The organism is Streptomyces sp. NPDC001544 (assembly GCF_042894285.1).
GTDB lineage: Bacteria > Actinomycetota > Actinomycetes > Streptomycetales > Streptomycetaceae > Streptomyces.
The window spans coordinates 1-21,530 of the sequence record NZ_JBIAVN010000011.1; the positions used below are offsets into that span (position 1 = coordinate 1).

Below are 21,530 nucleotides of genomic sequence, written 5' to 3' on the forward strand. Positions count from 1 at the left end.
CAGTACGGCGCCTACACCGCCCAGGCCGGTGGCAGTGCCGGACCGGCCGACGCGCGGAAGAACTGCCAGCTCGTCCTGGACGTCAAGGCCCCGGCGTCTTTCACCTACGCCCTTTTCGGGCTGGACCACCGCGGCCATGCCTCGCTGCCCGCGGGCGCGACCGCCACCATCGAGTCCGACTACTACTTCCAGGGGCAGACGGACGACGTCTTCCAGTCCCACCCGTTGACGGGGCCGTACCAGGACGACTGGGCCGTGTCCGACAGCGTGCCGGACAACCGGCTGGTCTGGGCACCATGCGGCTCGCAGCGTTACCTCAACGTCAACACGTCCCTGCAGGTGAGCGCCGGCTCGGGTGGCCGCGCCGGCATGGTCACCATGGGTTCGACGGACGTCCCGGGCGCCTCCTACCGGCTCGTCTGGAAGCGGTGCTGACGCCCGGGGCGACAGGAGGGCCGGCGCCGGGACTGCCCGGAGGGCCGTGACCGGCCGGAGGCTCGCCGCACACCGCCTGGAGGTGGCTCGGCCTGTGGGTGCGGTGACCTGTCGGCCGAACAGGAGCTGTTCTCCCGCACCCAGCAGCGCCTGAGCACCATCCGCGCGGTCGGGTGTCGGCGATGCTGAGGCCACCGCCGTACCGGTCGGCGTACGACCAGGGGCTGGGAACCGTCTACACCGCCCATCAGCAGCCGTCCGAAGGTCGCGTGATCCACCACGTCGCCTCCGTGATGGGTCCGGACGGGGAGTGCGCTACGGCCACGGGAGGGTGGACGTGCGGCGTCCGCGCTTGTGCCGCCGGTCGATCGCCGCCGCAGCCTGTCATCGTGGTCAGCGGCTGATCCCCGACGACGGGGAGAGCCGCGTGGCGCTGAGACAGGAGGTCCTGCCATGACCGGATCGCCGCCCTCCGGACCGGCGTCCTTTGGCGACGGCCGTTACGGTGAGGACCTGTTCGAGCCGGAGCACCCGCAGGAAGCCGAGCGGATCGACGCGGCCGCGCTGGTCTACGACCCGGTCACCACCCGCCGCCTGCGGGCGCTGGGCGCAGGGCCGGGCAGTCGCTGCCTGGAAGTGGGCGCGGGGACCGGAACGGTGGCGCGCTGGCTGCTCGAAGAGGCGCGAGTGGACCAGGTGGTCGCCCTGGACCGGGACACCAGCGCCCTGTCGGCGCTCGCGGGCCCACGGCTGCGAGTGGTCACCGCCGACCTCTTGGACGAGAGCCTGCGGCCCGGCGGCTTCGACCTGATCCATGCCAGGTTCGTCCTCATGCACCTGCCCGAGCGCCGCCGCCTCGTCGCACGGCTCGCGCAGTGGCTGAACCCCGGAGGCTGGCTGGTGCTCGGCGACGCCGTGGAAGTTCCGGACGCGCTGGACACCTCGTCCGCCTACCGGCGGACCATGGACGCCATGTGGCAGGCGCTGAGGTCGACGATCGGCACCGACACCTCGTCCGTCCCGGCGTATCCGCACTACCTCAGAGAGGAGGGGCTGCGGAGCGTCGCCGCGGAGCTGTACTGCCCGCCACTGGCCGCGGGCAGCCCGCTGGCCCGGTTCTGGTCCGAGACCTGGAGCCGGATGCGGTCCGCGTTGGCGGAGACCGGCCGGGTGGACGACACCGTCATCGACGAGGCACAGGCGTACCTGTCCTCACCCGAGCTCGCCGAACTCGGGCCGGGCATGCTGATGGCCTGGGGGCAGCGGCGCTGAAGCGACACCGGCCCCCCGGTCCGGCCGAGCCCTCACGCGCATGCCCAGGCACTCATGCCCTGAAGGGCGGCGAGACGGCGGGCCACGGCGATCTGTTCCCTTCGCGTCGCCAGGTCGGCTCGGGGCGCGTACTTGCGGCCGCCCGCGGCGATCCAGCTCGACTGCTTGAACTGAAGACCCCCGTAATGGCCGTTGCCGGTGTTCGCGCGCCAGTTGCCGCTTGATTCGCATCGTGCGATGGCATCCCAGTCGGTGCCGAGACCTGTGGCCTCCGTGGCATGAGCGGACGGTGCCACGAACGTGAGCACGGTCGCGACCAGCGGGAACAGTCCCAGCACCAGGCGGCGGCCCTGCTTCGGCCTGCTGCCTTCGTACACGCCACCATCGTGGGTTGAAATCATGTCAAATGACTATAAGGCACCCTGTGTAGATCCTTCGGTTACGACGCGGAGCCGACCTGCGACGCGTCCTGCTGTGCCACCGCGTAACCGGGCACGGACGGCCATCGGACGGTCAGCACCACCGATTCCTCCTCCGCGAACCACGAGTGGTCGACCCCGTGCCCCCATACGACGTAATCGCCCTGCTGCTCCAGCACAACGCTGCGGCCGGGAAGTTCGACGCGGAAGCGGCCACTGATGAGGACCAGCAGGGCGGTGCGTACCTCGCCCTCCACCCACTGGGCTCGCTCGTCGCCACGGGGGTGCACACCCCACTTGATCTCGACGGCCTCGCTGTGACGTGGATCGCCGACGTCCTTGAAGTGCCCGAGGAGCCAGCCCCGGTCCAGTGCCGCGTCCTTGCCCGCGTTGCCCACGTACACGCTGTCGTTCATGTGGCGGGACGCTAGCAGCAACCGGGCGCGCGTCCCGCCGGCGCGGTGAGGCGTTCCGGGCGGCCGGCGCCGCACGAGCGCGTCAATCCGTTCATGTCATATGCCGGACGGGCCCGCATCCCGACTGATCCGACCGGGGGAAACCTGCTTCCCCGGTCACCAGCGGTGGCCGGAACCGGCACACCGACCCCGCTCAGACGGACGTCCAGGCACACGCCCGGGCGGAGGAGCGCTACGAGTTCTCGCACCTGCGCCGCAGCACGGACGTCACCGGCCTCGCCGCCATGGCCAAGGCGGTCAAGGCCGCCGAGACCATGGCGCCCACCCTGCCGCACCCCGGAGTCGAGTCCGCAACGGCCAACGTGGCCGTCGGGCCGATCGCCGCCCTCAAGGACCCCACCAGGGACGCCGTACGCAAGGCCATGGGCAACGGCGGCTGAGCCGGCACCGAGCGCCCTGCCCGGCGACGTACCGTGCCAGCCCGGGCACCGGCAGCGCCCCGGTGGCCGGGCGGGACGCCGGGATCCACGGTCCGGGCACGATCACGGTGCCGCCCGCTCGCCCCCGTCGCCCGTACCCTCGAGCCTGTCGTACACGAGAAGCCCGTCGTCGCGCAGTCGCACACCCGCCGTCGGTGTGTGCACGCCGACGCGTCCGTCGTGCATGAGGTGGTGGGCCGGTACGCCGCGGGCGAGTACCGAGAAGTCGGCGATCAGCCGGCGGTGACAGCGCCACCAGACCGCCTCGCTGCACATCACGGCCGTGCGGGCGAGAGCGGCATCGCGCAGCACCCGGCCCATGGCGGTGACGAACTCGGGGGAGCGGGTGTGCGCGGCGTAACCGCGGAAGGAGGCGTTGCGCCAGACGACGTCCGGGCTGTCCGGAGACGGTCTGCGGAAACCACCGAGGGCGGGCTCCCAGCGGTAGGCGATCCCACTGGCCGGCATCCACTCGGCGAGCCGCTGCCGGGACAGGTCGGGATCGCGCCGGCTGCCCGGGGCGGTACGCACGTCCACGACTGCCGTGACCCCGGCGGAGCTCAGCAGCTCGGTGATCCGAGCACGATCGGCCGTGCTGTGGCCGAAAGTCAGCAGAATCGTGTCCACATTGCCGGACTCTCCATTTTTCGCGGGTACACGCAGGGAACCCGGGACAGAACATCGGACGAAACGGAGGCGAGGACATGGCGGGGCCGGACCACGAGGATGTCGTCGACGTCGGAGCCCTGCCGCCCTCGGCCGCCGTGCTGCCCGAGACACTGGACGCCCTCGGCACCGGGGCCTATGTGGTGGACGAGCAGGGCTGCATCATCGCGGTCAACACCCGCGCCGAGAAGCTGCTGGCCCGGCCCGCCCAGGACCTCCTGGGAAACGACGCGCACGACCTGCTGCACCGCGACCCGCACGGCCAGCCGCTTTCCCGGACCCAGTGTGTGATGCGGCAGGCCTTCCACGCCGGACGCACCGCACAGGCCGATGCGGAGCACTTCGCGCGGGGCGACGGTTCCGTACTGCCCGTCTCCTGGCTGATCACCCCCTACGACATCGGTGACCAGCGAGCCGGGGCGCTCGTCCTCTTCCACACGCCCGTCCGGCCGCAGGCCACCGTCCGGCAGCCGGATCCCGCGGCCGAGCCGCTGACCGAACTGGAACGGCTGGCCCTGCTGGCCGAGACCACCGGCAGCCTCACCTCCACTCTCGACGTCGACGAGGCGCTGCAGCGACTGGTGAACCTGGTCGTGCCCCGGCTCGGGGACTGGGTCGTCATCGATCTGATCACCGAACGGGACGAGGTGTGGCGCGCGGCCGTGGTCCACGCCGACGGCGACACGCTGGTGCACCACGAGGACCTGCAGGGCCCGATGCCGCCGGTACCGGATGAATCGCCGATGCCGCTCTCCAGGGCCCTGCGCGGGGTCGCGTCCAACCTGGCCGGACCCGAGACCTACCGGCGGGAACCGGATTCCGGCATCGCGGTGGAACAGCGCCGTCTGTTCGAGACCACCGGCATCCACTCCGCGGCCATCACGCCCATCCGCAGCACACGCGAAGTACTGGGAGCCCTGACCGTGGGCCGCGCGGAGAAGCCGGGGAACTTCACCTCCGCCGACCTTCCCCTGCTGGAGGACATCGCCCGCCGCGCCGGGCTCGCCCTGGACAACGCCCGCCTCTACCAGCGTCAGCGCAAGGTCGCCGAGACCATGCAGAACCACCTGCTGCCCCAGATGCCGCACGTTCCGGGCCTGCAGATGACCGTCCGCTACCTGCCCGCGCCCGACGCCTCACAGGTCGGCGGCGACTGGTACGACGCCTTCACACTGCCCGAAGGCGTCACCGCCCTGGCCGTCGGGGACGTCGTCGGACACGACCTGGAGGCCGCGGCGGGCATGGCGCAGCTGCGCAACATGCTCCGCGCCTACGCCTGGTCCCAGCAGGATCCACCCAGCCGGATCGTCGAACGGCTCGACGAAGCCATCGTGCCCATCACCGACGTGCCCATGGCCACCCTGGTCTTCGCCCGGCTGGAAGCGATGCAGGACGGGCGGTGGGAGCTGTCGTGGACGAACGCCGGGCATCCCCCGCCGCTGCTGGTCACCCGCGACGGACTGACCGAATACCTGACCGAGGGCCACGGCATTCTCCTGGGAACCGGGGCGCGCGCCCCCCGCCCCGACGCCACGGCCCTGCTGCCGCCCGGGTCCACGCTGGTGCTGTACACCGACGGCCTCATCGAAGAAGCCGGTCACTCCCTGGACGACGGCCTGAACCGCCTGCGCCAGCATGCCGCCGCTCTCGCCCACCGTCCCCTCGCGGCCTTCACCGACCAACTGCTGCGCCGGGTCCGCCCGGCACGCAACGACGACGACGTCGCCCTCCTCGCCCTGCGCATCCCGCACCAAGGCGCCCACACCTGAAGGACGAGCGCCCGGAAACCTGTCGTCGAACGGCAGTGAGCGGCCACCCGAGTGGCCGCTCCGAGCGGGTACCGGCGCGTGACGTGATCAGCCGCCCACGTACCAGGAGAAGCCGCCGTTCGACGCGGCCACGGCGAGCAGCACGAAGAAGAGGACCAAGTCGACGATGCCCAGGATGATGCCTGCCTTGGCCATGCCCGCACCGTTCCTGGCCCCCGCCTGCCGCAGGCCCAGGGCGCCGAAGATGATGGCCAACGGGCCGAGGACGACGTTCAGGACGAAGATTCCGACGATGCCGCAGACGAGGCCGGCGACGGCCATCCCGTTGGTGCGCGAGGTCGTGGCAGGAGAACTGCCGTAGCTTGTCATGGGGCACACTCCCGTGTGGTCGATTGGCGCCGCGACACCAACTGGCCGCGCGCGCTTCACCTTTGACTGACCGTTCGGTTGCCCTCTGCCCACCCGAACATTCCCCCGCGGCGCACCCGACAGCCGGCCCTGCCGCATGAGGGGCGGCATCGGTGGAACCCACCCGGTGGAGCACGCCCGGCGGCCGGGCGCGGAACGGAGCAGGGCGGTGTCGATCGATCTCGCAGGGTTCCTCGCAGTGGTGCTGCTGGCCTACCTGGTGCCCGGCCCCGACTTCCTGGTCGTCGTACGGGCCGCCGCGCACCGGGCCTCGCTGGGCCGGGCGGCCGCCCTCGGGGCTCAGAGCGGGCTGTGCGTACACATGTGCGCCGCGGCGCTGGGGCTGTCGGCGATCGCCGCCCGGTCGGCCTACGCGTTCACCGTGATCAGGCTGGCCGGAGCCGCGTACCTGGTGTGTCTGGGCGTGAGGGCTCTGCTCGACGCCCGCGGGGGCGCCGCCGCCCCGGGCCGGCCGGCCGAGCGTGAGGAGAAGGCGCTCGGCGCACCGGGCCTGCGGGACAGTTTCCTGCAAGGGCTTCTCAGCAATGTGTGCAACCCCAAGGCGGCGCTCTTCTTCCTCAGCATCCTGCCCCAGTTCGTCGACCGGGGCGGCACGTCGGTCACCGGACAGGTCTTCCTGCTCGGCACGCTCGACATCCTCGGCGGCGTCGTCTACTGGTTCGCCCTCGTGGCCGTCGCGGCACGCCTGCGAGCGGTACTGGCCCGTCCGGCGTGGCGCCGTCGCTGGGAACGCGTCACCGGCTGCTTGTTCATCGTCATCGGCATCGGGGTGGCGGCGGCCGAGTAGGGCCGGGGCCGCTCCCCGCGCGGGCCGACGCACCGGCGGCGAAACATCTAAAGTGGCTTCCACCAGTTCCGGCGACAGGACCTGTGAGGTATTCGCGAACATGCCGACCGAGACGTTTGAGTTTCAGGTGGAGGCCCGTCAGCTGCTGCAGCTGATGATCCACTCGGTCTACTCGAACAAGGATGTGTTCTTGCGGGAGCTCGTCTCCAACGCATCCGACGCCCTGGACAAGCTTCGGCTCGAGAAGCTGTGGGACGACTCGCTCGACGCCGATGTGTCCGATCTGCACATCGAGATCGACATCGACCACGACGCCCGCACCCTCACCGTGCGGGACAACGGGATCGGGATGTCGTACGAGGAGGTCGGCCGGCTCATCGGCACGATCGCCAACTCGGGCACGGCGAAGTTCCTCCAAGAGCTGCAGGAGGCCAAGGACGCGGCCGGGGTGGACGGGCTCATCGGCCAGTTCGGCGTCGGGTTCTACTCCGGCTTCATGGTGGCGGACGAGGTCACCCTGGTGACCCGGCGCGCCGGCGAGAGCCAGGGCACCCGCTGGACTTCGCGCGGCGAGGGCACCTACACACTGGAGACGGTCGACGACGCGCCGCAGGGCACCTCGGTCACGCTCCACCTCAAGCCGGCCGACCCGGAGAACCAGCTCCACGACTACACCTCCCCGTGGAAGATCAGGGAGATCGTCAAGCGCTACTCGGACTTCATCACCTGGCCCATCCGGATGGTGCCCGAGCGTTCCACCGCGGCCGAGGAGAGCGACGAGACACCCGGACCCGAGACGCTCAACTCCATGAAGGCACTGTGGGCGCGGCCGCGCGACGAGGTGTCCGACGACGAGTACCACGAGCTGTACAAGCACATCGGCCACGACTGGCGCGACCCGCTGGAGACCATCCGGCTCCAGGCCGAGGGCACCTTCGAGTACCAGGCACTGCTGTTCCTCCCCGCCCACGCCCCCCACGACCTGTTCACGCGCGACTTCCAGCGCGGCGTCCAGCTGTACGTCAAACGCGTGTTCATCATGGACGACTGCGAGGCGCTGCTGCCGCCGTACCTCCGCTTCGTCAAGGGCGTCGTCGACGCGGCGGACCTCTCGCTCAACGTGTCCCGGGAGATCCTGCAGCAGGACCGCCACATCGAGATGATGCGGCGACGGCTGACGAAGAAGGTCCTCTCCACGGTCAAGGAGATGATGACCAAGGACCAGGACCGCTACGCCACGTTCTGGCGGGAGTTCGGCACCGTCCTGAAGGAGGGCCTGGTCACCGACTCGGAGAACCGCGACACCATCCTCGCCCTCGCGTCGTTCGCGAGCACGCACCACGACACCGAGCCGACCACGCTCAGGAACTACGTGGAGCGGATGAACGACGGACAGGAGGACATCTACTACCTGACCGGCGAGTCCCGGCAGAGCATCGAGAACTCCCCGCACATGGAGGCGTTCCGCGACCGGGGCATCGAGGTGCTGCTGCTCACCGACCCCGTCGACGAGGTGTGGGCCGACGCCGTCGGCGAGTACGAGGGCAAGAAGCTGCGGTCCGTCGCCAAGGGCCGCATCGACCTCGACGCGAAGGACGAGGACGCCACCGACGAAGAGCGGGAGAAGCAGACCGAGGAGTACGCCGGGCTGCTCGGCTGGATGAAGGAGCAACTGGGCGAGGACGTCAAGGAGGTGCGCCTGTCCTCGCGCCTCACCGTCTCCCCGGCCTGCGTCGTCTCCGACGCGCACGACCTGACCCCGGCCCTGGAGAACATGTACCGCGCGATGGGCCAGGAGGTGCCCCGCGCCAAGCGGATCCTGGAGCTCAACGCGGACCACCAGCTGGTGAAGAGCCTCAACCAGTCGTACAAGGAGCTCGAGGACCGCACGGAACTCGCGGAGACGGCCGAGCTGCTGCACGGCCTCGCGGTGCTCGCCGAAGGCGGTCAGCCCAAGGAGCCGGCCCGGTTCGTCAAACTGATGGCGGACCGCCTGGAACGCGCGCTGTAACCCGGCACCGCCGTACGCCGGCGGCCTGCCCCACCGCCGGACGGGCAGGCCCCGGTCCCGGGCGTCCGGATGATCAGCGGTCCGGCGGGGGGTACAGCCACCGCCGCAGCAGACGGCTCAGTCGCGGCATCACCAGGTACGTCAGCGTCGGCAGCAGCACCACCGGGAAGACGGCGGCCCGCAGCGGCAGGGGCCAGGCACCCGTGCGCGGCGTCGCCAGCCACTGGATCAGCAGCGTGAACGGATAGGCGCCGAGGAACGTGGTGAGCACCATCTTCCAGCGGGGCGGAGCCTGCACGGTGGTGCCGGGCAGGCTGAACCAGGTCTCCATCCCGGACGTCGACTGCCGCTCGCTGCCGATCTCCGTGGCGACACCCTTGATCCGGGCATGCCATGCCGCCCGCTCGTCCGACTCCAGCCACGCGGTGAGCCGGTGCGCATCGGACCAGCGCAGCACCGCGTGGAAGCGGTGGCCCTCCTCGGGGCGCAGCCACGAGACGCCCTCGTTGCCGGGGAACTGTCTGGCGCAGCGGGTGATCCCGTGCGTCCAGTCCTCGAACTCCTGCTCCCGGCCGGGGCGCACTTCCCAGGTCAGAACCGTGGTGACCGGCTCGCCCCGCCGGACTTCGGTGGTGCTCATGTTCATCAGAGGTGCCACGAATGCCGCGGATCATGCCGGGCGGTTCCCCCCCGTCCTGTGACCGCCGGCCGGTCCGCTCGTTGGGTGTGCGTGGGCAGCAGCGATCCGCGGCCGTGGCCCGTGACCGGACACACCGCGGTCTTCGGCCGAGCCGTTGCCGCCCGTACGCGACCTGCGTGTGGAGGGACAGCCCCGTCGATGACCGATCGCACGACGACATCCCGGGCCGGGATCCGCGGCTTCCGCACGGGCGACGGACCGCAGGTGGTGGAGGCGTGGCGCCGCAGCGCACCGGCCGACCCCATCACACCGGACCGGTTCCGCTCGCTGGTCCTGCTGGACGGCAACTTCGACCCGGAGGGGCTCCGGGTCGCCGTCGAGGGTCATCGTGTCGTCGGCGCGGCCTACGCGGTGCGCCGTCTGACGCCGATGACCGGCACCGACCTGGAGCCGGAGCAGGGATGGATCCCGTTCTTCTTCGTCGACCCGGCCGCCCGCGGGCGCGGCCTCGGCCGGCGGCTGCTCTGCGATGCCCTCGCCTGGCTGGGCAGCCATGACCGCACCCGGGTGGACTTCTCCCCGTACACCCCGAACTACTTCCTCCCCGGCCTGGACACCGCGGCCTACCCGGAAGCGGCGGGACTCCTTCGCTCGCTGGGGTTCCGGACCCTGTACGAGGCGGCGGCCATGGACCGCGGCCTCGTCGGCTACCGCCTCCCCGAGGGTGTCGCGCAGCGCCTGACCGAACTGACGGCGCGGGGGCACCGGTTCGCCACCCCGTCCGACGACGACCTGGTGGAACTCGTCGCGCTCGCCGGGAACCACTTCAACCCGGACTGGGCACGCGCGATCCGCGTATGCCTGGCCGCGGGCACGCCGCTCGACCGCGTCGTCGTCGTCCGCGACCCGTCCGGCCGCCTGGCCGGCTGGGCGATGCACGGCGCGTACGAGTCGATGGACGAACGCTTCGGCCCGTTCGGGGTCCTCGAGGACATGCGCGGCACCGGACTGGGCACGGTCCTGCTCCACCTGGTCCTGGACCGCATGCGGGCGCGCGGCGCGCACTCCGCGTGGTTCCTGTGGACCGGTGAGCAGTCCCCGGCGGGCCATCTGTACCGCAAGGCCGGTTTCACCACGACCAGGGTGTTCCACGTGATGCGCCGGGAGGCTCCCCGATGACGCGGGCACACCGCGTCGGCGGTCTGAGCCGCCGTCACTTCGCCCTCGCGCTGCCCTCCGCGCTGCTCACCTCCGCATGTGCCGCGCCGCACCGGGGCACCGGGCGGCCCGGGGACCCGATCGTCCTCACCCTGCTCTCCCACTACGCGAGCGGAACGCTCAAGGAGGCACTGCAGGGGCCGGTCGACGAGTGGAACGCGACCCACGAACGGGTGAAGGTGCGCACGACAGCCGTCGAGTTCACGGACCTGCTGACCACCTTCATGGTCCGGCAGGCCGCCGGCCAGGGCGCCGACATCCTCCACCCGTACTGCCTGTGGAACGGCCAGCTCGTCCAGGCGGGTGTCCTGCGGCCCGCTCCGCAGGAGCCCGCCGAGGAGATCACGCGCGGCTACGGCGCGGCCGCGGTCGCCTCCTCCTCGGTCGGGGGCAAGGTCTACGGCTACCCCACCGAGGTGCAGACCTACGCCCTCTACTACAACAAGCGGCTGCTGCACGAGGCAGGCATCGGTGGCCCTCCGCGCACCTGGCGGGAACTGGAGGAGACCGCCTGCCGCACCGCCAGACGCGACCGGTACGGCAACACACTGGTCCAGGGATTCGGGCTGTCGACCTACGACGACTCCACCACCGTCGGCCAGACCCTCGCCCTGCTCAGTGCCGCCGGCGGAACCTTCGTCTCCGCCGACGGCAGGCACACCGCGATCGACTCGCCGGCCGGCCGGGCGGTGCTCGATCTGGAGCACCGCCTCATCGCGAAAGGGGCGAGCGACCCCGGAGTCAACGTCTACCAGGCGTTCCCGTCCGGGCAGGTGGCCATGGTGGTCAGCGCCGGCTGGTGGACCGCCAGCCTGAAGGGACTCATGGGCAGGGACTACCGCGAAGTCGGCGTCGCGCCCCTACCGGTCCCCGAACTGGACGACGAGCGCGCCACGCTCTCCACCGGCTTCATGCTGGGCGTCAACACCGCCAGTGAACACCCGCGTGAGGCCTGGGAGTTCCTGCGCTGGCTCAATTCCGAGAAGGTCCCCGTGAAGAGCGCCGGGAAGGACGCGACAGCGACCCGGATGAGCTCCCTGCAGGTGTCGGTCGGCTCCCTGACCGGCCGCGCCGACGACATGCGCACGCTCCTGGGCCAGGGCGGCGACCCGAACCTGCGCCCGTTCCTGGACGCGCTGGCGTACGCGGTGCCGGAACCGAACATGCCGGGCGCGCAGCAGGCCAAGTCGCTGCTGCGCAAGAACATCGAGGCGTTGTGGACCGGCCGGCAGTCGGTCGACGAGGCGCTGCGCACCACCCGCCGTCAGGTCGACCAGGAGGTGTCGCGCTCATGGTGAACGCCCTGGCGCCGGAGCCGACCGGACGGGCGGCGCACAGCCGGCGGTCCGCCGTGCCCGCCGCCGTCGGCCGCGGCCGGATCGGGCACCGGCACCGCCAGGCCGTCGTCGCCTATCTCTTCCTGGCGCCGACGCTGCTGTTCTTCGCGGTCTTCCTGTTCCTGCCGCTCGGCTTCGCGCTGCTGTTGTCGATGTCCCACTGGACCGGGTTCGACCTGGGGGACATCGACCCGGTGGGCCTGGACAACTTCACCGGCCTCTTCGCGGACGGATCGACGTTCCTGGTGCCGGTCCTCACCAACACGCTGCTGTTCGCCCTCGGCACCGTGGCTCTCGCGCTCGCGGGCTCTGTGCTCGTCGCCACCTGCATCGACAAGCTGCGGTTCCAGGGGCTGTGGCGCACCCTGTACTTCCTGCCGATCGTCACCACCGTCGTCGCCGTCGGCAACGTCTGGAAGTTCATGTACGAGCCGGGCGGCCTCGTCAACGGAGGTCTCAACGCCCTCGGTTTCGGCTCGGTGGCGTTCCTCCAGAACCCGGACACCGCGCTGCCCTCGGTCGTGGTCGTACAGGCCTGGGCCTCGGTCGGTACGGCGATCCTCGTCCTGACCGCCGGGCTGAAGTCCATCCCCGGGTCCTACTACGAGGCCGCCGCGCTCGACGGTGCCGGGCCCGTCACCGTCTTCTGGAAGATCACACTGCCGCTGCTGCGGCCGTCCCTGCTGTTCGTGTGCATCACCCAGTTCCTCACCGGCCTGCAGTCGTTCGCGCTGATCATCGTGATGACCCAGGGCGGCCCGGGTGACGCGACCGAGGTGGCCGCGCTGGAGATGTACCGGCAGGCCTTCGCCCACGGCGACTGGGGGACCGCGAGCGCCGCCGCCTTCGTGCTGTTCGTGGTGGTACTCGCCGTCACCCTGGTGCAGTTGTGGGTCTTCCGTCGCAGGGGGGAGGACGCGTGATCCGCCGCCGTTTCCCGTGGTTTTCGTGTCTGCTGGTGGGGGCCGGTGCCGTGGTCACGGTGGTGCCGTTCCTCGACATGGTGATGACGTCCTTCAAGGGGCCCGGCGAGACCGGCACGCTGCCGTACCGGTTCCTGCCCAAGGCCTTCGACCTGTCCAACTACCGTGCGGCGATCGACCAGCTCGATCTGCCGGTGCTCTTCCGCAACAGCGTCGTCGCCACCACCGTGATCACCGTGTCCGTGCTGCTCACGTCGTCACTCGCCGGCTATGCGCTCGCCAAACTCCGCTTTCCCGGCCGGGACTTCATCTTCCGCCTCGTGCTGTCGACGATGATGTTCCCCCCGTTCCTCTTCTTCGTCCCCCACTTCCTGATCCTGGTGCACTGGCCGCTGGCGGGCGGCAACGACCTGCTCGGACGCGGCGGCGCGGGACTGACCGTCAGCATCGTGGCGCTCGCCATGCCGTTCCTCGTCAACGGCTTCGGGATCTTCCTGATGCGCCAGTTCATGGTCTCGATCCCGGACGAGGTCCTCGAGGCGGCCCGTATCGACGGGGCCGGTGAGTTCTGCGTGTGGTGGCGGATCGTGATGCCGCAGACCAAGCCGGTCGTGGTGACGCTCGGACTGCTGACCTTCGTCGACGCCTGGAACGAGTACATCTGGGCGTTGCTCGTCTCGACCGCGGACCCGGACGTGATGACGCTGCCCGTCGGTATCCAGCTCCTGCAGGACCACGTCGACCCGGCCCGCACGATGCCCATCGTCATGGCCGGCCTCGTCCTGAGCATCCTGCCGGTCCTGATCCTCTTTCTTCTGCTGCAGAAGTACTACATTCGCGGCGTCATGCTCAGCGGCCTCAAGTAGCCCTCGACGGCCCTGATGACGTGGTAGTCCGCCTCGACGGCGTCCGGCTCGTCGCTGCTGAGAACGACCTCGGCGCCCCGGGCCGCCGGGCGGACCGGGGCGTGCCCCAGGAGGTCCGCGCTGACCACGACCGCTGTCGGCAGCCGGCGCAGGAAACGCCCCAGCCGTGGGTCGACGGCCGCGCCGTCGTCTCGGCGTACGCACACCCGGACGACCCGCTGACCGGCCGGGCCGGGAACGAACGGAACGGACAGAGGCAGCACAGGGGTGTCCAGTGCGTCCGTCAAGCGGTCGTAGCCGGTTGCCCTGCGCAACGCCTCGTCGGCCGGCGAGACGCCGGGCACCGCCAACGCGGAGACGAGGAGCGGGCCCCGGTCCTCCGCGTAGGCGACGCGCGCGGTGACCGGACCGCGCATCACACCAAGGACGTCGAGCACGCGCAGTACGTACGCCGAAAGCACTCGCGTCAGCGGCTCGTCGGGGAACAACAGGTCGACGCGGTCCAGGGATCGGTCGCGGGAGCGGGTCTCGGCCCAGACGTCGGTGATGGCATGCTCAGCCCGCCCGTCCGTACCGGGGCGGCTGACACTGTTGACCACGAACTGCCGGTCGGGCAGCCGCTCGGTGAGGACCAGGCAGGCGTCGTCGGAGTGCAGGGCGGCCGCGCGCTTCATGGCGGGCCAGAAGGTGCTGATCTGCTGCTTTCCGTCGCAGGGCACCGGCTCGACCGGTACGCCGGCCGCGGCGGGGGCCAGCAGGTAGCCGGGCAGGCGACAGGTCTCGGCCCAGGCCAGGACCTCGGCCAGGCTCGCGCTGCGGATGCCGCGGGGGGCCGGTACACCGGCCCGCGCCAGGGCGGCCGCCTGTGCACCGCGGTCGTGGCGCAACGCCGATGTCTCCGGGTCACCCAGCGGCAGGCCCAGATGCCAGGCGATCCGCTCCGCCAACCCGACACCCGCCGCACTCCCGGCGACGACGGCCGACACTCCCAGCCCTCGCAGCGCTTTGACCGTTTGCCGCAGGGACCCGCGATGCTCGACGGACTCCGCGCGGCCGCCCGCCCCCTGCACAGGTGCGAGCGCCGACGTCCGGCACCGGGTGTCCAGCTCGACGGTCACGCTTCGCCAACCGCGCTGCGTGAAGGACTCCGCGTGGGAAGAGCTGCCACCGGGGGCGACGATCGCCACGGTACCGGCGCCGGCCCCGGACCGGGGCGCGACGACAGGGGCGGCGGAGGCCATGGTCATGTGAGCGGACTCCCTACGAGGACCAGATACGTGCGGCGCCCTGCCCGTTGGCCTCGGGCGTCGCCGACCGGTCACATGGCCTCCTGGCCGGCATGGTCGCGGACGGCGGCGTGCCTGCCGCATCGCCGATGAGTCCCGGCACGGCCGTCGGGACACCCGGGGTCCGGCTTCCGGAACGGCCACGGCGAGAGGAAAGGGAAAGGGGCACAGCAGCCTCCTGCGCTGGTCCTCCTGGAACGCTCGAGCGGGAGGCATCACTATGTCTCTCCGAATGGGCGAATGCAATCTTCGGATTCCTCTTCTCACCTCCCGAGAAGTTCGACGTTGAATTTTCTCGCCGGGTGAGAAACGAATGCCTTCTTCTCACCCGGTGAGAAAGATGTAGGCGGCAAGATGCCCAGGTGGGCCTCGCTGTACGGATGCCCTAGCCTGTCGTGGTACACATCCCGCTTCGCGTCCATAGGAGTGCCGTGCGTGCCATTGTCATGAGGGAATTCGGCGGCCCTGAGGTCTTGCGGCTGGAACACGTTCCGGACCCCGAACCCTCGCCCGGGCAAACCCTGCTGGATGTGAGGCTGGCGGGTGTCAACTACGCGGATGTCCATGTTCGTGGGAATACGTACCTCGCGCCGGTCGAACTGCCGTACATCCCGGGCAACGAGGTCGTCGGCACCACCGGCGACGGCAGGCGGGTCGTGGCGCTGACCCAGGGCGGCGGCTACGCGGAGAAGGTGGCCGCCCACCGCAGACTGCAGTGGGAGATCCCCGACGAGGTCACGGACGAACAGGCGGTGTCGCTGGCTCTGCAGGGGAACAGCGCGTACCACCTCCTCTTCACCGTCGCCCAGGTCGTCAAGGGGCAGACGGTCGTCATTCCCGCCGCCGCCGGCGGCGTCGGTTCGCTGGCCGTGCAGCTGGCGCACCAGGCAGGTGCCCGGGTCGTCGCGCTCGCCGGTACGGACGAAAAGCGTCAGCTCGCCCTGGAGCTCGGGGCCACGGAAGTCGTCGACTCCTGCGACGAGGAGGGCCTCGCGGAGCAGATCCTCGACGCGGCAGGAGGGCCCGTGCACGCCGCGTTGGAGATGACCGGCGGCAGGACACTGCTGCAGACCCTGGAAGTGGTCGCCCCGCGCGGCAGGCTCGTCGTGTACGGCTTCGCCGGCGGGCAGCTCGCCCAGGTCCCGGTGCACACACTGCTGCAGAAGTCCGTCACTGTCGCCGGTTTCTGGCTCCCGCACCTCTACACGGACCGGACACTCCCGTTGGCGGCGTCCATGAGGCAGCTCTTCGACGCCGTCGGCAACGGCTCGCTCAGGACCGTGAGCGGCGGGACCTACCCGCTCGCCGACGCGGCCAAGGCGCACCACGTACTCAACAGCCGTACGGGGACGGGTAAGTTCAGTCTCGCCGTCACCGAGTAATAATCTTGTGCCCTACCGTATGCGGTGGCTTCGGGGCCGTGTACCACCGTGCTCCGGGCAGCGGGGCGCGGGCCGGATGAAGGGGGTACGGCTGATGAGTGGACGGCGCGGAACCGGGACCGGTTACGCCGACCGTTTCATGAGGGTGCAGCAGGCGTTCATCACGCTGGGGCCCGGTGCCCACCGGCTGTCCGAGATCGCCAAAGCAGCCGATCTCGACGACTCCACCACCGGCCGCATGCTCACCGCCGGAACCTACAACAGCACCTTCGTCCGTATCGACCGAGGTCTGTACCAGCTCGGCAGCACGGTCGCCGACCTGGGGCTCCACGCACTGTCCGAGGACAACCTCTCCGGCAGTGAGGCCACCCACGTCCTCCAGGGTCTGCGCAGGGCGACCGACAGCGGCCTGGTCTTCCTGTACATGCGGGCCCCGTTCGGCATAGCGGGCAGACAGTGCCTGGACATGGCGGTGGGGGACTCCGATCTGGTCGAGCTCGGAATGACGCCCCGCGACGTCCTGTCGGTCACGCGGTCGCTGCGTACCGGCGCCTCGGGCCGGACGATCCTCGCCTACCTGCCCGAGCAGATCCAGCGGCGGGTGGCCGACGATCCGGTCCCGGAGGAAGCCGGCCCCGGGGTCATCCGCGACGGCGACGAGCTGCTCGCCTCCCTCGCCGAGATCCGTGACCAGGGGTACGCCCTGGGGCGCCAGGAGTGCATGGCGAAGTGGAACTCCATCGCCGCCCCCGTCATCTGGGACGGCGCGATCTGGGGGGCGGTCCTGCTGCTCAAGCCCATGGACGTCATGCCGGAAGCCCCCCAGCACTACATCTACGCCACCATCACGGCGGCCGCCAGACTCAGCCAGCTCGGCGGGGCCTGGCCCGCCGACTGATCACCCGCCCCCGGTATCCGCGGCCCCCGCACCTGTGCTGTGCGGGGGCCGCGCGTGTTTCCCGGCCGTGCGCCGCTACGTTATGGTAGATAGACCGACCTACCTAGTCTGCCTGTTGGGCGACCTTCTTCTCCGGGGGCGAATGATGAGTGAGACCAGGCGGCGACCGGCCCGGGAGCGTCTGCTGGCGGCCGCGGCACGCCGTTTCTACGCCGACGGTGTCACCGCGACCGGGGTCGACACGATCACCGCTGAGGCCGGCGTGGCGAAGATGAGCCTGTACAACAACTTCTCCAGCAAGGCCGAGCTCGTCATGGCCTACCTGGATGCCCGGCACGAGGAGTGGCTCGCCCTGTACCGAGCCCGGGCCGAGCGGGCCGACAACCCGCGCGACGGTGTCCTGGCGGTCTTCGACGCCTACGCCGACCACGCGGAGTTCGCCTACGAGCGCGGCTTTCGCGGATGCGGTCTGCTCAACGCGGCCGCCGAGCTGCCCGCGGGGGACGAGGGGAGGGCGGTCGTACGCCGCCACAAGGAGGAGGTCGAACGACTGATCGCAGGTCATCTCCAGGATCTCCTGCCCGAACGGCCCGGTGACGCGCGCGCTGCGTCCGAACACCTGTCGTTCCTGCTGGAGGGCGCGATGGCGCGCGCAGGTCTGGAGGGGGACGGTACCCGCCTGCGGCACGCCCGCGCGATGGCGGCGGATCTGCTGGAGCGGCTGTGACGCGACCCGCCGTGCACGGCCCCTCGACGGCCGCCGGTTCCTTGTGCGTGCTCGCCGCGTCCTTGCTGTGGGGCACTACGGGCACAGCCGCCACCTTCGCTCCCGCAGTCGGACCGCTCGCCATCGGCGCCGTCGCCATGGGGCTGGGCGGACTGCTCCAAGCACTGGTGGCGGCCCCTCGGATCGCGCGCCAGAGGGCACAGTTGCGTGAGCGGCTCGGCACCGTCGTGCTCGGCGCGGTCGCGGTGGCCGCCTACCCCCTGGCCTTCTACAGCTCGATGCGTCTGGCCGGAGTGGCCGTCGGAACCGTGGTGTCGATCGGCACCGCCCCACTGGCCTCGGCGCTGATCGAACATGTCCTGGACCGCAGGCGCCTGACGGGCCGCTGGAAACTCGGAGCCGCCCCAGGGCTCCTGGGCACCGTCATGCTGTGCGCGGCCGAGGCCATGAGCACCCCCGTCGGCTCGGAACAGGCCTCGGCGGGAGCGACGGTACTCGGCGTCGCGCTGGGCCTCGTCGCCGCCACCACCTACGCGCTCTACTCCTGGGCGGCACACCGGCTGATCACCCGGCGGATAGCCTCCCGCGCCGCCATGGGGTCGGTCTTCGGGCTGGGCGGACTGCTCCTCCTGCCCGTCCTGCTGGCCACCGGCGCCCCGCTCCTCGACTCCTGGTCCAACTTGGCGGTCGGCGCCTACATGGCGCTGGTACCGATGTTCGCCGGGTACGTCCTCTTCGGATGGGGGCTGGCGCATGTGCCGGCCAGCACGGCGACCACGCTCTCCCTGCTCGAGCCGGCCGTAGCGGCGGTGCTCGCCGTGCTGGTCATCGGCGAGCGCCTGCCCGTCGCCGGCTGGCTCGGTATCGCGCTCGTGGTCGCCTGCCTCGCCGTCCTCACCGCCCCGGCGCCTCCCGCCCGGCGCCGGCGGCCACCGCCGGACGCCGCTTCGCCACGGGGGAGCGGGGAGCGGCCCACTGCCGCCGAACTCGCCGCCCGCTCCGAGTGACCGGCCTGGACCTGGCTCAGGACCGGAGGGACGGGTCGCGGGGACGGGCCTCGCCCGGCTGTCGACGGCGCCACGTGCCGGGCGCCATGGCGTGGACCCGTTTGAACGCCCGGCTGAACGCCTCCTCGGAGTCGTACCCGACATGATGGGCGACGGCGGCGACCGAGTGCCCGGTCGTGGCGAGCAGATTCTCCGCGAGGTGCATCCGCCAGTCGGCGAGGTAGCGGATCGGCGAGCGCCCGAGCACCTGACGGAAACGCTCGTCCAGTGCGGAGCGGGAGACCGCCACCGTCTCGGCGAGTTGCCGGACCGTCCAGTGGTGATCCGGCGCGGCGTGCAGGCGGGCCAGCGCCGGGGCGAGGACCGGGTCCGCGAGCGCGGCCATCCACCGCGTGTCGATCGGCGCCCCGCTGGCCAGATGCAGTCGGAGGGTCTCCAGCAACACCAGCTCGGGGAGCCTCGTCGCCGTCCGGCCGGTGCCCGGCGCAGTGGAACCGAGCGCCAGGGCGTAGTCGATGCTGGACCGGATCCAGGCCGCCGCCGGCCCCTCCGGCGGGCGCACCACGAAGGCGGACGGCAGTGCCTGGAGGGCGGGGTCGAACAGCGGATGGTCGCAGTGCAGATAGCCGCACACGATGTCGGTGCGTCCCCCGCCGGCGCCGTGCCGAAGCACCGGCAGGGCCTGCCAGGGAGGCGGGCTGAGCAGATCGAGGATGGGAACCTCCTCCGCCGCGTCGCAACCGCCCATCGCGTGCTGCTCGCCGTAGGGCACGACGACGACATCGCCCTCACGGGCCCACAGGCGCTCGCCACCTCGGGCCCGGGCCCAGCACTCCCCGCGGGCGACGATGTGGAAAACGATCAGACGTCGCGCGTCCGGCCGGAGGGCCCGGACCAATTGGTCGGGCGTCGGTGACCGGTACGCCCACCCTTCGGTGAACTCTGCGCGGAAGAAGATCGCTCCGTCCAGCCGCAGGCCCTGCAGGGCCGAATCGAGCGCGCCCCATGTCGCCGCGGGCCGAGTGACCACCCCGCCGGGACCGTGAGCGGGGTTACGGCTAGGAGCCCCGGTCGTGCGGTCATGGCTCTTCCTGCCGAGCGTCACGAGTATCAAGTGTGGCACCGCAAGGAGTGCCGGGCACACGAAGGGAAAGATCATGGCGCTGTATCTCGACGTCCACACGATCAGTGGGGGCGTGACCGCTCAGGACGCGGCGAAGGCCCACCAGGCGGACCTGCAGGCACAGGGCAGGTTCGGGGTCCGCTACCTGCGGTACTGGGTCAACGAGCCGCAGGGAAAGGTTTTCTGCCTCATCGAGGCGCCGTCGGCGCAGGCCGCCACCGCTGTGCACGAGGAGGCGCACGGCCTGCTCGCCGACGACGTGTTCCTCGTCCAGGAGGGCGACTGACCGGCAGGGTGAAGCGCGGGTCGGCCGGCCGGTGCGCGGACGGCCCGCCCAAGGAGCCGTCCGGCCCGCGGCACCCGTCGTCGGCGGCCGGGACCGCGGGCGGCACACCCGTCGAGCGGGTTCAGGTGTCATGGCGGGCTCCGGTGGATTCTTCGGGTTCCGTCTCGTCCCAGCTTCGGCCGGAGGCCACCACGGGCGATCTGGTCAGACCGACGATGCCCGTCGCCATGAGACCGACGCCCGCGGCCTCGGGCAGCAGGTTCCAGCCCAGAGCGATGCTCTCCCCGAACAGCAGGCCGCCGAGTGTGACGCTGATGAGGGCGTCTCCCAGGGTCAGGGCGGGCTGGGAGGCGGCCAGGGTGCCGGCCCGCAGCGTCCACTGGAGCAGCAGTACGCTCAGCAGCCCGGTGGCGGCACCGGCGTAGGTGTGCCAGGTGGTGAGGACCGCGGTGGGGCCCTCCGGGAACCGCCCGGTCACCTCCTTGATGAGCGCGGCGGTGACCGCGAAGCACGCGGCGGTCGCGGCGCCGAGCGTGGCGGCCTGCAGGGGGCCGCGTACACGGAGTGCAACTCCCAGCAGGACGGCGACACAGCACGCCAGCCCGCCTCCCACGGCGAGCCAGCGCAAGTCGGCGGCCCGGTCGCTGCCGGGGGACGGGGACGCGCTGAGCAGGAAGAGGGCCAGTCCGCCCGCCAGCATCACGAAGGAACGCCATGTCCCGGCGCCGGGGCGATGGCGGAACACCACCGCACCCACGAGCAGGGTGAACAACAGCTCGGTGGCCAGCAGCGGCTGCACCACCGAAAGCTCCCCGGCGTCCAGGGCGATCACCTGGAAGACCGCCGACAGCATCATGGCCGTCGCACCGGCCCACCAGTACGGACGGCTCAGGAGCCCTGCGAGCCGGGCCGCCGCCGCTCGGGCACCGCGGCCGGTGACTTCGTCCGGCTCCACGGCGGCCCTGCGCTGCAGGACGGCCGCCGCCGCGTTGGACAGCGCCGAGAGCAGGGCCATGACGACGGTGAGCACGGTGACAAACCTACCCACACCGGCTACGCGCGACGGGTGGATACCGGTCGGCGCGTGTTAGGCACCCGGTGTCGCGGATACCTGTTGCTCACTGACCCGTACGAGGTGACCATGCCGCACATGT

At 70.9% G+C, this 21,530-nt stretch carries 22 protein-coding genes and 1 pseudogene; 15 read left to right on the plus strand and 8 right to left on the minus strand.

From position 1 onward, the window contains the following. Both ACFY0F_RS25625 and ACFY0F_RS25630 read left to right on the plus strand, forming a co-directional pair. The coding region (locus ACFY0F_RS25625) for a DUF4360 domain-containing protein (protein WP_388798647.1) at positions 1–435 on the plus strand (435 nt) is incomplete at its 5' end. 453 nt (positions 436–888) lie between these two features. Continuing rightward, a complete protein-coding gene (locus ACFY0F_RS25630; RefSeq protein WP_388798649.1) occupies positions 889–1,707 on the plus strand; it encodes a class I SAM-dependent methyltransferase in 819 nt (272 codons plus the stop codon). Between the two features lie 32 nt (positions 1,708–1,739). On the opposite strand, the gene ACFY0F_RS25635 is transcribed toward ACFY0F_RS25630, so the two are convergent. Then, a complete protein-coding gene (locus tag ACFY0F_RS25635; RefSeq protein ID WP_388799246.1) occupies positions 1,740–2,015 on the minus strand; it encodes a transglycosylase family protein in 276 nt (91 codons plus the stop codon). A gap of 131 nt (positions 2,016–2,146) precedes the next feature. Continuing rightward, entirely contained in the window at positions 2,147–2,542 is a 396-nt protein-coding gene (locus ACFY0F_RS25640; RefSeq protein WP_388798651.1) for a signal peptidase I, read from the minus strand. Positions 2,543–2,736: 194 nt separating this feature from the next. Here ACFY0F_RS25640 and ACFY0F_RS25645 point away from each other — a divergent pair. After that, a pseudogene (locus tag ACFY0F_RS25645) lies at positions 2,737–2,982 on the plus strand (hemerythrin domain-containing protein); the annotation flags it as partial. 102 nt (positions 2,983–3,084) lie between these two features. Here the strand turns inward: ACFY0F_RS25645 and ACFY0F_RS25650 are convergent. Next, the gene (locus ACFY0F_RS25650) at positions 3,085–3,648 is read right to left on the minus strand and encodes a DUF488 family protein (protein WP_388798654.1); all 564 of its coding nucleotides are present in this window, start codon (positions 3,646–3,648) and stop codon (positions 3,085–3,087) included. Between the two features lie 77 nt (positions 3,649–3,725). Between ACFY0F_RS25650 and ACFY0F_RS25655 the strand changes: the two genes are divergently transcribed. Next, positions 3,726–5,456, plus strand: coding sequence for a SpoIIE family protein phosphatase (locus ACFY0F_RS25655; RefSeq protein ID WP_388798657.1), 1,731 nt, complete (start codon positions 3,726–3,728; stop codon positions 5,454–5,456). 87 nt (positions 5,457–5,543) lie between these two features. Here ACFY0F_RS25655 and ACFY0F_RS25660 read toward each other — a convergent pair whose 3' ends face one another. Further along, positions 5,544–5,825, minus strand: coding sequence for a DUF4190 domain-containing protein (locus ACFY0F_RS25660; RefSeq protein WP_388798660.1), 282 nt, complete (start codon positions 5,823–5,825; stop codon positions 5,544–5,546). A 208-nt stretch (positions 5,826–6,033) separates the two neighbouring features. On the opposite strand from ACFY0F_RS25660, the gene ACFY0F_RS25665 reads away from it, so the two are divergent. Together ACFY0F_RS25665 and htpG are read left to right on the plus strand one after the other, a co-directional pair. Beyond that, positions 6,034–6,672: a LysE family translocator gene (locus ACFY0F_RS25665; protein ID WP_388798663.1), complete on the plus strand. Its 639-nt coding sequence runs from the start codon at positions 6,034–6,036 to the stop codon at positions 6,670–6,672. A 100-nt stretch (positions 6,673–6,772) separates the two neighbouring features. Beyond that, a complete protein-coding gene (gene htpG / locus ACFY0F_RS25670) occupies positions 6,773–8,683 on the plus strand; it encodes a molecular chaperone HtpG (RefSeq protein WP_388798666.1) in 1,911 nt (636 codons plus the stop codon). Positions 8,684–8,756: 73 nt separating this feature from the next. Here htpG and ACFY0F_RS25675 read toward each other — a convergent pair whose 3' ends face one another. After that, positions 8,757–9,323, minus strand: a complete 567-nt coding sequence (locus tag ACFY0F_RS25675) for an antibiotic biosynthesis monooxygenase (RefSeq protein ID WP_388798669.1) — start codon at positions 9,321–9,323, stop codon at positions 8,757–8,759. Positions 9,324–9,521: 198 nt separating this feature from the next. On the opposite strand from ACFY0F_RS25675, the gene ACFY0F_RS25680 reads away from it, so the two are divergent. From ACFY0F_RS25680 to ACFY0F_RS25695, 4 genes are read left to right on the plus strand one after another with little or no spacing between them, the layout of a single operon-like run. Continuing rightward, a complete protein-coding gene (locus ACFY0F_RS25680; protein WP_388798672.1) occupies positions 9,522–10,502 on the plus strand; it encodes a GNAT family N-acetyltransferase in 981 nt (326 codons plus the stop codon). Continuing rightward, positions 10,499–11,839, plus strand: a complete 1,341-nt coding sequence (locus ACFY0F_RS25685; protein WP_388798675.1) for an ABC transporter substrate-binding protein — start codon at positions 10,499–10,501, stop codon at positions 11,837–11,839. The genes ACFY0F_RS25680 and ACFY0F_RS25685 overlap by 4 nt, the downstream gene beginning before the upstream one ends. After that, the gene (locus tag ACFY0F_RS25690; protein ID WP_388798678.1) at positions 11,833–12,801 is read left to right on the plus strand and encodes a carbohydrate ABC transporter permease; all 969 of its coding nucleotides are present in this window, start codon (positions 11,833–11,835) and stop codon (positions 12,799–12,801) included. The genes ACFY0F_RS25685 and ACFY0F_RS25690 overlap by 7 nt, the downstream gene beginning before the upstream one ends. Further along, entirely contained in the window at positions 12,798–13,667 is an 870-nt protein-coding gene (locus ACFY0F_RS25695; protein ID WP_388798681.1) for a carbohydrate ABC transporter permease, read from the plus strand. The genes ACFY0F_RS25690 and ACFY0F_RS25695 overlap by 4 nt, the downstream gene beginning before the upstream one ends. Here the strand turns inward: ACFY0F_RS25695 and ACFY0F_RS25700 are convergent. Continuing rightward, positions 13,631–14,914, minus strand: coding sequence for a hypothetical protein (locus tag ACFY0F_RS25700; protein ID WP_388798684.1), 1,284 nt, complete (start codon positions 14,912–14,914; stop codon positions 13,631–13,633). The genes ACFY0F_RS25695 and ACFY0F_RS25700 overlap by 37 nt on opposite strands. A gap of 485 nt (positions 14,915–15,399) precedes the next feature. Here ACFY0F_RS25700 and ACFY0F_RS25705 point away from each other — a divergent pair, with 485 nt between their 5' ends. From ACFY0F_RS25705 to ACFY0F_RS25720, 4 genes are all read left to right on the plus strand, one after another. After that, positions 15,400–16,335, plus strand: a complete 936-nt coding sequence (locus ACFY0F_RS25705) for a zinc-binding alcohol dehydrogenase family protein (RefSeq protein WP_388799249.1) — start codon at positions 15,400–15,402, stop codon at positions 16,333–16,335. Between the two features lie 94 nt (positions 16,336–16,429). Further along, positions 16,430–17,233, plus strand: a complete 804-nt coding sequence (locus tag ACFY0F_RS25710) for an IclR family transcriptional regulator C-terminal domain-containing protein (RefSeq protein WP_388798687.1) — start codon at positions 16,430–16,432, stop codon at positions 17,231–17,233. A 145-nt stretch (positions 17,234–17,378) separates the two neighbouring features. Then, positions 17,379–17,960: a TetR/AcrR family transcriptional regulator gene (locus tag ACFY0F_RS25715; protein ID WP_388798690.1), complete on the plus strand. Its 582-nt coding sequence runs from the start codon at positions 17,379–17,381 to the stop codon at positions 17,958–17,960. After that, complete coding sequence (locus ACFY0F_RS25720) at positions 17,957–18,967, plus strand: DMT family transporter (protein ID WP_388798692.1); 1,011 nt, start codon at positions 17,957–17,959, stop codon at positions 18,965–18,967. The genes ACFY0F_RS25715 and ACFY0F_RS25720 overlap by 4 nt, the downstream gene beginning before the upstream one ends. Before the next feature lie 16 nt (positions 18,968–18,983). On the opposite strand, the gene ACFY0F_RS25725 is transcribed toward ACFY0F_RS25720, so the two are convergent. Then, on the minus strand, positions 18,984–19,997 hold the full coding sequence (locus ACFY0F_RS25725; RefSeq protein WP_388798695.1) for an AraC family transcriptional regulator: 1,014 nt from the start codon (positions 19,995–19,997) through the stop codon (positions 18,984–18,986). A 127-nt stretch (positions 19,998–20,124) separates the two neighbouring features. Here ACFY0F_RS25725 and ACFY0F_RS25730 point away from each other — a divergent pair, with 127 nt between their 5' ends. Continuing rightward, the gene (locus ACFY0F_RS25730; protein ID WP_388798697.1) at positions 20,125–20,376 is read left to right on the plus strand and encodes a DUF4242 domain-containing protein; all 252 of its coding nucleotides are present in this window, start codon (positions 20,125–20,127) and stop codon (positions 20,374–20,376) included. Between the two features lie 121 nt (positions 20,377–20,497). Here the strand turns inward: ACFY0F_RS25730 and ACFY0F_RS25735 are convergent, their stop codons facing one another. Further along, entirely contained in the window at positions 20,498–21,406 is a 909-nt protein-coding gene (locus ACFY0F_RS25735; RefSeq protein ID WP_388798700.1) for a DMT family transporter, read from the minus strand. Between the last annotated feature and the right edge of the window lie 124 nt (positions 21,407–21,530).

Coding starts and splice junctions, on each gene's coding strand:
- ACFY0F_RS25630 (WP_388798649.1), top strand. CDS start 889: ATGACCGGATCGCCGCCCTCCGGACCGGCGTCCTTTGGCGACGGCCGT.
- ACFY0F_RS25640 (WP_388798651.1), bottom strand. CDS start 2,542: ATGAACGACAGCGTGTACGTGGGCAACGCGGGCAAGGACGCGGCACTG.
- ACFY0F_RS25655 (WP_388798657.1), top strand. CDS start 3,726: ATGGCGGGGCCGGACCACGAGGATGTCGTCGACGTCGGAGCCCTGCCG.
- ACFY0F_RS25660 (WP_388798660.1), bottom strand. CDS start 5,825: ATGACAAGCTACGGCAGTTCTCCTGCCACGACCTCGCGCACCAACGGG.
- htpG (WP_388798666.1), top strand. CDS start 6,773: ATGCCGACCGAGACGTTTGAGTTTCAGGTGGAGGCCCGTCAGCTGCTG.
- ACFY0F_RS25675 (WP_388798669.1), bottom strand. CDS start 9,323: ATGAGCACCACCGAAGTCCGGCGGGGCGAGCCGGTCACCACGGTTCTG.
- ACFY0F_RS25680 (WP_388798672.1), top strand. CDS start 9,522: ATGACCGATCGCACGACGACATCCCGGGCCGGGATCCGCGGCTTCCGC.
- ACFY0F_RS25685 (WP_388798675.1), top strand. CDS start 10,499: ATGACGCGGGCACACCGCGTCGGCGGTCTGAGCCGCCGTCACTTCGCC.
- ACFY0F_RS25690 (WP_388798678.1), top strand. CDS start 11,833: ATGGTGAACGCCCTGGCGCCGGAGCCGACCGGACGGGCGGCGCACAGC.
- ACFY0F_RS25700 (WP_388798684.1), bottom strand. CDS start 14,914: ATGACCATGGCCTCCGCCGCCCCTGTCGTCGCGCCCCGGTCCGGGGCC.
- ACFY0F_RS25705 (WP_388799249.1), top strand. CDS start 15,400: ATGAGGGAATTCGGCGGCCCTGAGGTCTTGCGGCTGGAACACGTTCCG.
- ACFY0F_RS25710 (WP_388798687.1), top strand. CDS start 16,430: ATGAGTGGACGGCGCGGAACCGGGACCGGTTACGCCGACCGTTTCATG.
- ACFY0F_RS25715 (WP_388798690.1), top strand. CDS start 17,379: ATGAGTGAGACCAGGCGGCGACCGGCCCGGGAGCGTCTGCTGGCGGCC.
- ACFY0F_RS25730 (WP_388798697.1), top strand. CDS start 20,125: ATGGCGCTGTATCTCGACGTCCACACGATCAGTGGGGGCGTGACCGCT.